This window comes from Streptomyces sp. NPDC045899 (assembly GCF_056431485.1).
In genome coordinates, this window is the sequence record NZ_JBWKKP010000030.1 from 1 (window position 1) to 13,496 (window position 13,496).

Annotated in this window: 13 protein-coding genes; 4 read left to right on the top strand and 9 right to left on the bottom strand. The window is 73.8% G+C overall.

Features of this window, described 5'->3' with window-relative positions:
• A partial coding sequence (locus AC07FT_RS31585) for an integrase core domain-containing protein (protein WP_479179412.1) occupies positions 1–199 on the top strand: 199 nt, incomplete at its 5' end.
• Here AC07FT_RS31585 and AC07FT_RS31590 read toward each other — a convergent pair.
• Complete coding sequence (locus AC07FT_RS31590; RefSeq protein ID WP_479179414.1) at positions 196–804, bottom strand: NADPH-dependent FMN reductase; 609 nt, start codon at positions 802–804, stop codon at positions 196–198. The two genes, AC07FT_RS31585 and AC07FT_RS31590, sit on opposite strands and share 4 nt — an antisense overlap.
• Before the next feature lie 137 nt (positions 805–941).
• Here AC07FT_RS31590 and AC07FT_RS31595 point away from each other — a divergent pair, with 137 nt between their 5' ends.
• On the top strand, positions 942–1,805 hold the full coding sequence (locus AC07FT_RS31595; protein ID WP_479179415.1) for a helix-turn-helix domain-containing protein: 864 nt from the start codon (positions 942–944) through the stop codon (positions 1,803–1,805).
• Positions 1,806–1,856: 51 nt separating this feature from the next.
• Here AC07FT_RS31595 and AC07FT_RS31600 read toward each other — a convergent pair whose 3' ends face one another.
• The 6 genes from AC07FT_RS31600 to AC07FT_RS31625 form a co-directional block, all read right to left on the bottom strand.
• Entirely contained in the window at positions 1,857–2,156 is a 300-nt protein-coding gene (locus tag AC07FT_RS31600; RefSeq protein ID WP_479179416.1) for a DUF6506 family protein, read from the bottom strand.
• A 94-nt stretch (positions 2,157–2,250) separates the two neighbouring features.
• Positions 2,251–3,438, bottom strand: a complete 1,188-nt coding sequence (locus tag AC07FT_RS31605; RefSeq protein ID WP_479179417.1) for a type III PLP-dependent enzyme — start codon at positions 3,436–3,438, stop codon at positions 2,251–2,253.
• The gene (locus tag AC07FT_RS31610; protein ID WP_479179419.1) at positions 3,435–5,189 is read right to left on the bottom strand and encodes an IucA/IucC family protein; all 1,755 of its coding nucleotides are present in this window, start codon (positions 5,187–5,189) and stop codon (positions 3,435–3,437) included. The genes AC07FT_RS31605 and AC07FT_RS31610 overlap by 4 nt, the downstream gene beginning before the upstream one ends.
• Positions 5,190–5,323: 134 nt before the next feature.
• Positions 5,324–7,177 carry an IucA/IucC family protein gene (locus tag AC07FT_RS31615; protein ID WP_479179421.1) on the bottom strand — a complete coding sequence of 618 codons (1,854 nt, stop codon included), beginning with the start codon at positions 7,175–7,177 and terminating at the stop codon, positions 5,324–5,326.
• The gene (locus AC07FT_RS31620; protein WP_479179422.1) at positions 7,174–8,463 is read right to left on the bottom strand and encodes an ATP-grasp domain-containing protein; all 1,290 of its coding nucleotides are present in this window, start codon (positions 8,461–8,463) and stop codon (positions 7,174–7,176) included. Before AC07FT_RS31620 ends, AC07FT_RS31615 begins: the two co-directional genes overlap by 4 nt.
• 76 nt (positions 8,464–8,539) lie before the next feature.
• A complete protein-coding gene (locus AC07FT_RS31625; RefSeq protein WP_479179424.1) occupies positions 8,540–10,531 on the bottom strand; it encodes a carboxyl transferase domain-containing protein in 1,992 nt (663 codons plus the stop codon).
• Between the two features lie 241 nt (positions 10,532–10,772).
• Here AC07FT_RS31625 and AC07FT_RS31630 point away from each other — a divergent pair, with 241 nt between their 5' ends.
• Entirely contained in the window at positions 10,773–11,816 is a 1,044-nt protein-coding gene (locus AC07FT_RS31630) for a lytic polysaccharide monooxygenase auxiliary activity family 9 protein (protein WP_479179426.1), read from the top strand.
• Between the two features lie 118 nt (positions 11,817–11,934).
• Here the strand turns inward: AC07FT_RS31630 and AC07FT_RS31635 are convergent, their stop codons facing one another.
• Positions 11,935–12,417 carry a MarR family winged helix-turn-helix transcriptional regulator gene (locus AC07FT_RS31635; RefSeq protein ID WP_479179427.1) on the bottom strand — a complete coding sequence of 161 codons (483 nt, stop codon included), beginning with the start codon at positions 12,415–12,417 and terminating at the stop codon, positions 11,935–11,937.
• 118 nt (positions 12,418–12,535) lie between these two features.
• On the opposite strand from AC07FT_RS31635, the gene AC07FT_RS31640 reads away from it, so the two are divergent.
• Positions 12,536–12,952 (top strand): organic hydroperoxide resistance protein, encoded by a 417-nt coding sequence (locus AC07FT_RS31640; RefSeq protein WP_432014176.1) that lies wholly within the window; start codon positions 12,536–12,538, stop codon positions 12,950–12,952.
• Positions 12,953–12,970: 18 nt separating this feature from the next.
• Here the strand turns inward: AC07FT_RS31640 and AC07FT_RS31645 are convergent, their stop codons facing one another.
• Complete coding sequence (locus tag AC07FT_RS31645; RefSeq protein WP_471202596.1) at positions 12,971–13,429, bottom strand: MarR family winged helix-turn-helix transcriptional regulator; 459 nt, start codon at positions 13,427–13,429, stop codon at positions 12,971–12,973.
• Between the last annotated feature and the right edge of the window lie 67 nt (positions 13,430–13,496).

Consider the following 13,496-nt stretch of genomic DNA (forward strand, 5'->3'; position numbering starts at 1 on the left):
GACCAACGGCAAGGTCGAACGCTTCAACCGCACCCTGCTGGACGAGTGGGCCTACCTACGGCCCTACACCAGCACCGAAGAACGCACCGCCGCACCGGACACCTTCCTACACAACTACAACCATCACCGATGCCACACCGCACTCGGCGGCCAGCCACCCATCAGCCGCGTGAACAACCCTCCGGGTCAATACACCTAGTCCGCGGCAGCGTACGGCCGGTCCCGGCGGGCGTCGTGGAGAACGTCGGCCCACCAGTGCAGCTCATCGAGCATGGCCTTCGCCGCGCCGTTCGGGCCCTCCGGGTCCAGCAGCGCGCCATCCGGCCCGAACAGCTCGTAGTAACGCGGGAACGTCACATGGTGGCGGAGCGTGTGCGCCCGTGTCTCGCCGAAGACGTGGCGTAGCTGCTCCGCCGCGAGGAGGCCACCACTCGCTCCGCCGCTGTAGCCGACGAAGCCCACCGGTGTGGCCTGCCACTCGGTGTAGTGCCAGTCGATGGCGGCCTTCACGGACGCGGGGAAGCTGTTGTTGTACTCCGGGGTCACCACGACCACCGCGTCGGCGTCGGCGATCCGGCGGGTGAGCTCCTCCATCCCGGCCGGGCGCGGCGGTTCGGGGTCGAAGGCGGGGGGTGCGGCGGGGAGGTTCAGGGGAAGCGGGATATCGGCCAGGTCGACGAGATGGACCGCGAACCGGCCGTCCTCGGAGGCCCGTTCGGTGAACCACTTCGCCACCACCGGGCCGAACCGGCCCTCCCGGACACTGCCGACGATCACTGTGAGTTCGAGGGGTTCGCTGGGCATGGTCGTGCTCCTTGCGTCGGTCGTGGGTGGGACGGCTCCCAATCTGCCGGTGAGCGGCGGGCACCAGGAAGGCCGGGCGGATGGTGGTAGGGGCAGGGCCACCCTCCGGACCGGCACGGGCTGTTACGTTCGGCGGTATGGGCGACAACGAGCTCGGTCTCTTCCTGCGCAGCCGCCGCGAAGCCGTCACACCGGCCGATGCCGGGCTGCCCACGGGGCCGCGCCGGCGGACGCCGGGGCTGCGCCGCGCCGAGCTGGCCACGCTCGCGGGGGTCAGCGTCGAGTATGTGACCCGGCTGGAGCAGGGGCGGGACCGGCGGCCGTCCGCCCCCGTGCTCTCCGCGCTGGCCGACGCGCTCCGGCTGACTCCGGGCGAGCGCATCCATCTGCACCGGCTCACCAAGGGGGCCGAAGGCGGCTTCAGCTGCAACGGCGGCACAGCGCCGGGCCGTACGGTGCGGCCCACCGTACGAGCGCTGCTCGACCGGCTGGAGCCCGCCCCCGCCGTACTGCTCAACCGGCTGAGCGAGGCCCTCGCCTGGACGGACGGCTACGAACGGCTGGCCCGGCCCATCGGGCTGCTGGACGGCTGCGACGGCGGCCCGCCCAACCTCACGCACTTCGTCTTCGCCGACAGCCGGGCGCGCACCGCCTTCCCCGACTGGGACCGGGTCGCCGACGACCAGGTCGCGGCCCTCAAACAGGGCCCGTTCCGTGCGGACCGGCATATCGCCGCACTCGCCGACCAGTTGACCATCACCGCCGGGGCCGCCTTCACCGAGCGGGTACGGACCCTCCCCGGCCTGCCGCGGCCGAGCGGTGTGCTGCGGCTGGTCCACCCCGAGGAGGGGGAACTGCGCCTGGCCTACGAGACGCTGGAGCTGCCCGCCGATGACGAACAGCTCCTGGTCGTCCACCTCCCCGCCGACGAGGCGGCGTCCGCCGCGCTCGACCGGCTGACCGGACGGCGGTCGGGCGCGTTGCGCGCGGTCTCCGGCTGAGCGGTGGCGGCGGAAGCCTCCCCCTCTTCGGCCTGAAGGAGGCGGCACACATCAGGAGAAGATCGCGTGCACCTGATCGACCGCTTCGGGCCCGTAGCCCACCACGCCCACGGGGACCGCGCCGTCGATCGCCTCGATGACACGCCCGGCCCACACCGGCCCGAACCCCCCGCAGAGTTCGATCAGTTGCACACCTTCGCCGACCAGGCGGCGCGCGACCTCGACACCCTCTTCGGGCTTCTCCACCCCGACGAGCACACTGCGGCACGTACCGGTGTCCACGACGCTGACATCGCCGCCTGCCGCGCTGCCGTCCGCCGTGTAGATGAAACCCCAGTGCGTGAGCCCCATATGAATCGCCTCCTGTGATCGTCAGAGTCACCAGCCAAGCAGGACCGGGGCGGGAATGCACCGGGAACCGAGCCCGAGGGAGCGGGGTCACAGGTCAGCCGCCCAGGTAGTGGAAGCCCGGCCTCGGGTGCATCAGGAAGTCATGGTGGGAGATGTTCCAGGCGTAGGCACCGGCGAGGGCGAACGCGATCCGGTCACCCACCCGCAGCCGGTCCACCGGGACCCGCCGGGCCAGGACGTCCTTGGGGGTGCAGAGCTGGCCGACGAGGGTCACCGGCTCCCGCGTCACCGCGGGGCGCGGCCAGGGGAGGTCCCAGCGCTCCTCGGGCAGCACCCGGAAGGGCTGGTCGTGCCCTTTGGTGGCCGGGGTGCGCAGGTGGTGGGTGCCGCCGCGCAGCACCGCGAACGCCTCTCCGCCGCTGTGCTTGAGGTCCAGCACCTCGGTGACGTACCAGCCGCAGTAGACCGTCAGCGCGCGCCCGGGTTCGATCCGCAGGGTCAGTCCGGGGTTCCGGTCGGCGACGGCGGCCAGGCCCTCGCCGTACGCCGCCCAGTCGAAACGGGCCTCGGGTCGGCTGTAGTCGACGGCCATCCCACCGCCGACGTCGACCTCGGTGAGGGCGAGACCGTGCCGGTCGGACAGCTCCCGCGCCCAGTCGGTGATCCGCCCGGCCACCGCGACCTGCGCGGGGGCGTCGAGTCCGCTGGCGAGGTGGGCATGGATCCCGCGCAGCCGCAGCGGCTCACCGGGCCCGAAGCGGCCGAGGCAGCCCTCGAGGCGGTCGGGGTCGAGGCCGAAGGGGCTGGGGCGGCCACCCATGGCCAGCGCGGCACCGCCCAGCTCCCTGTCGTCCACGGGGAGGTTGACGCGGAGCAGGACGTCGGCGGTGTGGCCGCCGGCCGCGGCGGTCGCGGCCAGCAGCCGCAGTTCGTGCTCACTCTCGACGTGGAAGCGCTCCACTCCCAGCTTCAGGGCGCGCCGCAGCTCGGTCGCGGTCTTGCCCGGTCCGCCGAAGGCCAGCGGGCGTCCGGGCACGGCGTCGCGGACGTGCTCCAGTTCACCGCCGGAGGCCACCTCGTAGCCGGTGACGTACGGGGCGAGGGCGGTCAGGACGCGCGGCGCGGGGTTGGCCTTGGCGGCGTAGTACAGCTCGACGGCGGGCGGCAGCACCTCCCGCACGGCGCGGGCGTGATCGGCGAGCGCCGTCAGGTCGTAGACGTAGGCGGGCAGGTCGTCCCCGCTGAGGGCGGTGGCGCGGTCGGTGACGGACGGGGTGATCATCGGCTGCTCCCGGGCGAGATGACGTGGGCCGCTTCGGACAGCAGCGCGGAGGCGAGCGGACTGGCGATACGGACGTAGCCCGCCTCGCGGTCGGCCTTGCGGGCCCAGCGGGTGAGGAGGTTGGCCTTGGCGGGCAGCGGGACGCCCGCGACCAGGGCGCGCAGCGGGGGCGGGTCGTCATGGGCGGCGGAGCGTTCGCACAGCACCCGGCGGACCGCCGACCACAGTGCGGGCTCCAGCCGGGGGTGGCGGTCGGCGAGCGCGGCGACCATCTCGGCCACGTGGTTGACCAGCAGGCAGTACACCACCCGGTCCCAGCCGCGTTCGCGCCCGTAGCTCATGGGGCGGGCGACGGCGGCGGGCAGCGCGGCGAGCGCGGCGGCATGGGGTCCGGGCAGCAGTTTGGTGCCCTCCAGGTCGCGGAAGAGCACCTGTCGCGGGGCGCCGGAGGCATCGACGCCGATGACCACGTTCTGGAGGTGGGGTTCCAGGACCACGCCGTGGTCGAAGTAGGCGGCCAGCACGGGCGGCACGAGCAGGTCGAGATACGCCTGCCACCAGGCCAGCGCATGGTCCGGCCCGGCCCCGGCGAGCAGCCGGGAGACCTGGGCGCCGCCGGTCGGGTACTCGTCGGCGACGGCCGCCGCCAGCAGCCCGGTCAGCCCCGGCCGCAGCCGGGCGGCCAGACCCTCCCGGACGATCACGCCGAAGCCCTCGGTGAGTTCGCGGTGGCCGAGGTCGAGGGTGCGGTAGGCGGGTTCGCGCAGGATGTCGGCGCCGGGGAAGCGGGCGGCGAGGTCGGCGGCGACCGGCTCCAGCAGCCGGGTCAGCGCGACGGCGCCGGACAGTTCGTAGTCTGCGTTCTTGCGCAGACAGTTGGTGATCCGCACGTTCAGGCTGAACTTGAGGAAGTCCCGGCCGTCGTAGAGGGTGCGGACCGACGCGGTCGGCGCGAACTCCCGTCCGCCGGGACCGAGGTCGAGTACGTCGCTGCGGCCCAGCGCCGCCCGCAGCGCCCGGTGGTCGCGCAGCATGGCGTACTGCCAGGGGTGAGCGGGCAGCAGCCGGTAGCCGTCGGGCACCGGACGCTGCCGGTCGAGGGCGTCCAGGGCCCCGGGGACGGCGGACTCCTCCCCGACGAACTCCTCCCGCACGGCGAGGTGGTGGAGCGGGAAGCGGGCCCCGGCCTCGGGGGCGAACCGCGACCAGGCGTCGGCGCTTCCGGTGCGGGCCTTGGGGGTGGGGTGGAAGCGGTGGCCGAAGAACAGCGACTGCTCGGAGGCCAGATAGGCGTCGTCCGCGGCGCGCCCGGTGACCTTGCCCCGCTCCTCCAGGGCCGCGGTCATCCCGGCGTGGCTGGAGGCGACCTGGTCGAGGAACTCGTCGTTGCGCACACCGGTGCGCAGATGGAGCTCCCGGTGGATGCGCTCGGCGAGGCCGCGCCAGGTGACCTCCGTCCAGGTGCCGTCGCGCTGTTCGCTGACCGGTCCGGTGAACCGGTGCGCCCCGATGAGGGAGGTACGGCGCAGTCCGACGCTCAGCAGCGCCCCGCAGCGGGGCAGCCGCAGCCGCAGCCGTCCGTCGGCGACGACGGTCTGGTGCTCCGGGCCGGACACCTCGCGGAGCAGGCAGTTGAGGAGGGTGTGGGCGGCCACCTCATCGGCGGAGGCCACGGCGGTGGCGGCGCTGCCGCGGGCTGACGCGGAGGAGACGGACGGGGAGGAGGCGGACGGGGAGGAGGGTGAGGGCATCGGGCGGCTCCAGCGGGTGCGGAGGGGGGTGGCGGGAGGCGTGGTGGACGGGGGGCGGTACGGGGGTCCGGTGGGGCGGGTGGGCCCGTTGGGTCGGGTGGGTCCGGTGGGTAAACCGCCCGGCGGTTCGGTGGTCATCCGCCGCTCCCCCGCGGCAGCAGGTAGTTGGGCCCGGTGACGTAGTGCTTGTTGATGTCGGCGGCGCCGGTGCGCTCCTTGGGCAGCAGCGTGCCCGCCGTGACCATCGCCTTGACCGGGAGTCGTGGCGCGTCCAGCAGCCGGGCCCGCAGCAGATCCGCCGTGGCACCCGGCCGGGTCCCGGCCATCCGGTCCACGGCCTCGGTGAGCCGGTGGCGCAGCCGCCCCAGCAGATCGTCCAGGGGCGCCCGGCCGAGCGCGGCCAGCTCGAACGCCGGAGCGGCCGCGCACAGATGGACGGTGATGGTGGTGAACACATCGATCACCGGCACATCGCCGCCGGTCAGGATTCTGCGGTCGTCGAACCCGCACAGATCGGCCGCCTCGCCCCCGCCGATCATCGCGGCGAGCCGTATCGCGTGGACACGCGGACCGTCGTGGTCCTTGATCAGCAGCCGGAGGCGGGTGCGGGCGCCCGGGGGGCCGTCCTCGAACACCAGGGAGGTGTTCTGCTGGTGGGACTCGAGCGCGATGCCATGGGCGAGGAGGGTGGTGTGGAAGTCGAACAGCAGCCGGTAGTAGGCGTCGAGCAGGGCATGGAGGTCGCCGCCGTAGTAGCGGTCGGCGAGCGCGTCCACCACCAGCCCGCCGTCCGGCGTACGGGCGAGCAGCCCGGCCAGCGGCACGATCCGGGTGTGTTCCAGACCGGGCGGATAGCGGCGTACCAGGGTCGCCAGCAGCTCGTGCCCGGCGTGCAGATGGGTGGTCTCGTCGGCGAGCAGCACGGTGTCGGTGAACCGCGGCTCCCGCGCGATCACCGCCTCCACCAGCCGCTGGGCGACCTCGCCGTCGGTCAGGGTGCCGGGTTTGACGGTCCGCCGGTTGCGCAGCCCCAGAGTGGCGGTGGTGAGCGGCAGTTTGAGGTGGACCAGGGGGTCGTCGGCGACGGCGACGGTCCGCATCGAGAGCGTCGGCACGACGTCGAGGTACGCGCGCTCGGCCGGCCGGGCGGAGCCGTCGAGCCCGGTCTCCCGCAGCGCGTCGGCCAGCGGACGGCCGACGGTGAGCGGATGCACCGGAACGGCCAGATGCGTACGGTCCAGACCGCGCGCCAGCCCGAGACCCGCCGGGGTGGGCCACCACCCGGGCAGCCGGGCGGGATCCCCGGTGACCGCCTCCCGGGGCAGGGCGATCCAGCGCAGCGGGAACGTGGGGTGGAACTCGGGCGCGTGGGCGCGTAACGCGGACTCGTCGAAGCCGGAGCGGGCGCGGCCGGTCGGATAGACGGGATGGTCACGGAAGGCGGCGAGCGTCTCGTACGCGAGCGCCCCGGCCATCCCGGTCCATCCGGGACCCGGCGCGGGCGGCAGGGGGCCGTGGCGGGTGGCCAGACGGTCGAGGACGGCGGGGCGGACGCGGTGGTGCAACAGCGCGGTGTCCAGCGCCTGTCGGCACTCGCCGACGAAGGCGTCGTAGCCCGCCCGGTCCTCGGCCGGGACCACACCTCGCAACACCCCGAGGACCGCGTCGAGCCCGGTGACGGCCTCGGCCCCGGGCACGTCCACCGCGCCCGGCGGGGGTGCGGACTCCAGCCGGACCGGGCGGTGGGCACGGATCTCGCACTGGAAACCGTCCTCCTCCACCGGCAGCAGCACGTACTCCCCTCCCTCCAGCGCGATCCGCAGCCGGTCGCCCCCGTCCGCGCGGCGTACGGCGCGGGCGCGGGTGCGCAGCCGGTACGCGTCCTCGCGGAGCAGGGTGTCCACCACCCGCCCCAGGAGTTCCTCCTCGGCCTCCCCCCGGCCGCCGTCGCGGGGCCGCGTCCCCCCGGGCGTCCCGGTCCCGCTCATGACGCGATCTCCCATCGGTGGGCCGCCAGGAACTCCGCCACGGCGGCGTCGATCAGCCCCTGGTCGGTGCCGGTCGCCCGCAGGACGCCGAGGAAGTCGCGGTTGGTGCGGTGGAGCGGGTGTTCCTCGCCGATGTCACGCAGGGGACGGTAGTCCAGCCGTACGCCGGCGCGCTCGCTCACGGTCGCCGCCGGGGCGGAGACCAGCCGTCCGGGGCGGTCCGCCACGACGTATTCCAGCCGGGCCCGGCCGTCGGTCCGTGCGCCGAGGTCGTCCGGCAGCGGTTCGCCGAGGTGGGTGCGGAGGACATGTTCGAAGAGCGGGACGCCGAGGAGGTCGGCGAGCACCAGATCGCACTGGTCGCCGATGGCCCGGTAGTTGACCTCGATCAGCCGGGCCCGGTCCCCCTGGACGACGTATTCGGTGTGACAGATACCGAAGCCGACACCGAGTGCGCGCAGTTGAGCGAGTACCTGGCCGGTGTGCGGTTCGGGCTGCGGGGCGGGCAGCAGGCTCAGCCGTTCCTCGATGAAGTGCGGGGGCGGGGAGAGTTCGGTCCGGAACCCGCCGAGGATGTGCAGGGTGCGGCCGTCGCCGAGGGTTTCGAGGGTGCGGAGTTCACCGTCGAGGAACTCCTCGACCACCAGCGCCGCGCCGGGCCGCCGGGCCCGGATGGCGCGGCACCGCTGGACCAGTTCGGCCGCGTCCGCGACCAGGACGACGTCCTCGCTGGCCACGCCCTCGCGCGGTTTGACCACACAGGGGTAGGGCGCGTCGAGCCCGGCGAGCTCGGACGGGTCCTGTCCGGGCGTGAGTTCGGTGGACCAGACGGTGTCGGCACCGGCCGCGGCGAGGGCGCGGCGCAGCTCGGCCTTGTTCTTGGTGCGCAGCGCGGCGCGCCAGTCCTTGCCGGGGAGGGCGAAGTACTCGGCGGCGAGGGCGGCCTGGGCCTGGAGGTGGTCGCTGTTGGTGAAGACCGCCCGGGGCCGCCGCCCGGTGGCGGCGACCCGGCTGACGACCTCGCGGAAGTCCCGTACGTCGCAGTGCTCGACGGCGAGTTCGGGCAGGGGGGTGGTCCCCGCCGCGCGGACGCGCGCGTAGGCGCGTTCATGCGCCTCGGGCTGGTCGGTGAGCAGGGTGACCGCGAGCCCCAGTCTCGCCGCCGCCGGGAGGAACCCCTCGGTGACGGAGTCGGTGGGGTTGACGGCGAGGAGGTGGAGCCGGTCGGACCGCCGGGCAGGGGTGGAGGACGGCCGTGACGCCGCCTGGGGATCATGCTCGTTCACGGCCCGAGATTAGGTTAGGCATGCCTAAGACCGCTAATTGACTCGGCCCGCCTGCCCGTTTGGCCCTGATTCGCCGTCAACCCGTCACCCCGATACGGCGGTGCCGGGCCCGGCGCTCGGCCAGTCGCTCGTCCTGGCCCCGCGCGCGGAGGGCGGCGAGTTCGGCTCCGAGGATACGGCCCAGCCGGTCCAGGAAGATCTCCGGGCGGCCCTCCTCCGCGTCGGACTCGTCCACGATCCGGTCGACGATGCCCTGGGCGAACAGATCGGCGGAGCGTACGCCTTGCCGCCCGGCGACCTCGTACGCCCGCTCGGTGGTGCGGTACAGGATCGCGGAGGCGCCTTCGGGCGGCAGCGGCGACAGCCACGCGTGCCGTGCCGCCACGACCCGGTCGGCGGGCAGCAGCGCGAGCGCGGCGCCCCCCGCGCCCTGACCGAGCAGCAGACACAGGGTGGGCGCGGGCAGGGTCACCATGTCGGCGAGACAGCGGGCGATCTCCCCGGCGAGCCCGCCCTCCTCGGCGGCGCGGTTGAGCGCGGCGCCCGCGGTGTCGATGACGGTGAGCAGCGGGAGGTCCAGTTCGGCGGCGATCCGCATGCCGCGCCGGGCGGTCCGCAGACCGGCGGGGCCGAGCGGCTGCCCCTGCCCCGGCCCGTCGCCGGTCTCGCCCTCACGCGCGCTGCGCCGGTTGTGCCCGAGCACCACGCAGGGCGTCCCGCCGACGCGCGCGAGGGCGAGCAGCAGCCCGGGGTCGTGCTCACCGGCGCCGGTCCCGCTGAGCGGGGTCACGTCCTCGGCGGCAGCCCGCAGCAGATCCCGCACCCCGGGCCGATCGGCCCGCCGGGACGCCCGGATCGACTCCTCGGCGGAGGGCACGGGCCGGGGGCAGTCAGGCGCGGACCGGCCGCCGGACCAAGCGGCACCCCCGGCGGCCGGGACGGACCGAGCGGGCTCACCCTCGACAACCGGCGCTGCACCGGACCCGCCGCCATCGGCGAGCCGAGTCAGGTCGGGGCCTCCACCATCGGCGAGCGGGCGCCCGGAGGACTCACCAGCGTCAACGTGGGCGGACACAACGGGCTCCTCGCCGTCAGCAACCGGTGCGGCCGGCCCACCGCCATCGGCCACCGCGGACCCGGCGGGCCCACCGCCATCGGCCGACGGGCGCCCGGCGGACTCACCAGCATCAACGTGGGCGGGCACGACGGGCGCTCCGCCGTCAGCAACCGGTGCGGCCGGCGCGGGGCCGGCGGACCCACCGCCCGCAGCGAGCCGGGGTGAAGCGGACGCACCGCCCCCGGCCGGGTCCCCGCACAGGACGCGGAGGACCTGGGCCGCCACGCCGCCCAGGCGGCTGGCGGGGAGCACCGCGTCGATCAGACCGTGGTGCATCAGGTTGTCGGCGACCTGGACGCCGGGCGGGAACTCCTCGCCGTAGAGCGCCTCGTGCACCCGCGGACCCATGAAGCCGATCAGCGCCCCCGGTTCGGCGGCGGTGACATGGCCCAGCGAGCCCCAGGACGCGAGCACGCCGCCCGTCGTGGGGTGGCGCAGATGTACGAGGTAAGGCAGGCCCGCGGCCTTGTGCTCGGTTATCGCCGCCGCCACCTTCACCATCTGGAGGAAGGCGACCGTGCCCTCCTGCATCCGGGTGCCGCCGGAGGCGGGCGCGGCGAGCAGCGGGAGCCGTTCCGCGGTGGCCCGCTCCACCGCCCGGACCAGGCGTTCTCCGGCCGCGACGCCGATCGAACCGGCCAGGAAGCGGAACTCGCACGCGACGAACGCCACCCGGCGCCCCTCGATCCGCCCCTCCCCCGTGATCACCGACTCGTCGAGCCCGGTGCGCTCACGCGCCCGCTCGAGGTCGGCGCGGTAGTCGGGGTCCTCGGTGGTGATCACGACCGGTTCGTCCCAGGACCTCCGGGTGCCCGGGTCGAGGACCGCCTCGATCAGCTCCACGGCGGACCTGCGCGACGACGGCCGTGACGGGGCGGGCGGGCCCGACGGGCCGGACGGCGTCGCCCCGGGGCCGGCCGTGTCGTTCGTACGGGAGTTCGTTCCGGTCATGCCACTCACCTTCCACGCACACGACCCTCCGCAACCATTCTCGGCATGTGTCCCCGGCCTCGCCCCGGCGACGGAGCGGGAGGGTCGGACGACGGCGGACGGTCGCACTCCGGTTCGAACCGGACATCATTCTCAGCTCAGCCTGAGCTGCTCCTTAACTCCGCCATAAGCGGGGCGAATCGCCTGATCGGCGTGGCTAGCGTGCTGCGCGTCGCCCCCATCAGCGAAGGAGTTCCCCACGATGACCGCTCGTCGTCAGGCCGCACGGATAGCCGCGCTCGGTGTGGTGCCGCTCGCCCTCACCACGCTGAACGCGGCTCCGGCCGCCGCCCACGGTTCGATGCAGAACCCGGTCAGCCGGGTGTCGGCGTGTTTCGCCGAGGGCCCGGAGAACCCGGTCTCGGCGGCCTGCAAGGCGGCGGTGGCGGCCGGGGGTACCCAGCCGCTGTACGACTGGAACGAGGTCAACATCGCCGACGCCGCCGGGCGGCACAAACAGATCATCCCGGACGGAAAGCTGTGCAGCGCGGGCCGCGACAAGTACAAGGGCCTGGATCTGCCGCGCGCCGACTGGCCCGCCACGGCGATGAAGGCCGGGACCCACACCTTCACCTACCGGGCCACGGCGCCGCACAAGGGCAGTTTCGCGCTGTACATCACCAAGGACGGCTACCGGCCGACCAAACGGCTGGCCTGGTCCGATCTGGAGGCCAAGCCCTTCGCCAAGGTCACCGACCCGGCGCTGAAGAACGGGAGTTACGTCTTCAAGGGCAAGGTGCCGAAGAAGTCCGGCCGCCACCTGATCTACAGCGTGTGGCAGCGCTCGGACAGCCCGGAGGCGTTCTACACCTGCTCGGACGTGACCTTCGGCCGCGCGGCCGGAACGCCGAGGAAGGCGACCACCCCGGAGGCGCCGGCCCCGAAGGCGTCCGCACCGGACGACGCGCAGATCGCCGCGGGCGCCCCCAGGTCGACCGTCGACCACCGGGGACACGGCGGCGACGCGCCGAAGGGGGCGGACACCGGGCACACCGAGCACGGCGTGAAGACTCCCGGGCGGACGGACAGTCCCGGGACCGGCGAGAAGGCCGGCGTGAAGAGCGCCGGGGGCGACGCGGCCAAGGCCCCCACCGCGACCGGCGACAGCGGTGAGCACCTCGCCCAGACCGGCGGTGACGGCAACACCACCACCCTCGCCATCGGCGGTGCCGCGGTCCTCGCGGGCGGGGCGGCGGTGCTGTTCACCGCGAACGGCCGCCGGAAGGCGGCGCGGCGCCGCGGCTGACGCGGGCCGCGGACCGGGCCACAGACCGGAGCCGGTTCCGGGGGTTGTCGACGCCACCCCCGGGACCGGCTCCTCCATGTCCGCCGCCGCTCACGCACCACCGCCCGGACGCCGCCGCTCAGGTGCCGCCGCCCTCCTCCGCCTCGTCCTCGGCCAGCGCCGCGTCCAGCGCGGCCGTCAGCCGCTGGAGCCGCGTCCGCAGGTCCACCATCTCCTCCGTGTCGAGACCGCTGGCCTCGCCCACCTTCAGCGGGATGCCCTGGGCCTTCTCACGCAGCGCCTCGCCCTCCGCGGTCAGCCGCACGGTCACCGAACGCTCGTCCTGGGCGCTGCGCTCGCGCTGGACGAGACCGGCCGTCTGCATGCGCTTGAGCAGCGGCGAGAGGGTGCCGGAGTCCAGCCGCAGATACTCCCCCAGCTTCTTGACCGGCATCTCCCCGTGCTCCCACAGCACCAGCATCGCCAGGTACTGGGGGTAGGTCAGCTCCGTCTCGCGCAGCACCCGGCGGTAGACGCCGCCGAAGGCGCGGGACGCCGCGTGCAGGGTGAAGCAGAGCTGGAGGTCGAGCCGGAGGAGATCGGGGCGGGGCTGGTGCGACATGCCTCCAGCGTACCCTTTAGTTGTGCACAACTTAATTGTGTGCTCTACTTCGTGTCGGCGTTCGGCCCCGAACGCCGACAGGCTCGAACCCGCACAGGACTCGAAAGGGATGGTCTCCATGGATGCGCTCTACACCGCGGTCGCCACGGCCAACGGACGCGACGGCCGGGCCGTGAGCTCCGACGGCCAGATCGACCTGGCGCTCGCCATGCCGCCCGCGCTCGGCGGCAGCGGTCAGGGCACCAACCCCGAGCAGCTGTTCGCCGCGGGCTACGCCGCCTGCTTCGCCAGCGCGCTCGGCCTCGTCGGCCGCCAGGCCAAGGTCGACACCAAGGACATCTCGGTGACCGCCGAGGTCGGCATCGGCAAGGACGAGGCCGACGGCGGCTTCGGGCTCAAGGTCACGCTGCGCGTGGAGCTGCCCGCGGAGCTGGAGGGCGAGAAGGGCCGCGGTCTGGTCGAGCAGGCACACCAGGTGTGCCCGTACTCCAAGGCGACCAAGGGCAACATCGAGGTCGAGCTGATCGCCGAATAAGCACCTCGGCCCCGGCGGCTATGCGGCGGGGGGCGCGGCTTCGAGGTTCGCGGCCATACGGCTCAGCACCCGTACGGTCTCGTGGTACTGCCCGGCCGTCACCCCGTCCATCAGCCGCCGCCGGGTGGCGTCGACCCGCCCCGCCGCCTCGGCCCGCCCTTCGGCGCCGAGCGGGGTGAGCACCCAGCGCCCACCCCCGCCCTCCCCCTCGACCCGGCCGGCCCAGCCGCGCTCGCGGAGCGAGACCAGGACCTGGTCGAGAGTGATCGCCCCCTCGCCCCAGAACGGGAGCAGGGCGGCGGAGAGCTCATCGGCCCGGCACGGAGCCGCGGTGAGCGAGTTCAGCACCTGCCAGTGGCGCCGGGTCAGTCCGCTCCCCGCGAGGGCGCGCTCGAAGTCCGCGTCGATCAGCGCGTCCAGGTGCTTGAGCCAGTATCCGATCGGCTTGGGCTTCGACCTCGGCTTCGGTTCCTCCATGACTCCGCCTTCCTCCATGACGCATGCGATGCATGTAAAGTAGCAACTAGATGTTACTGATTATGCA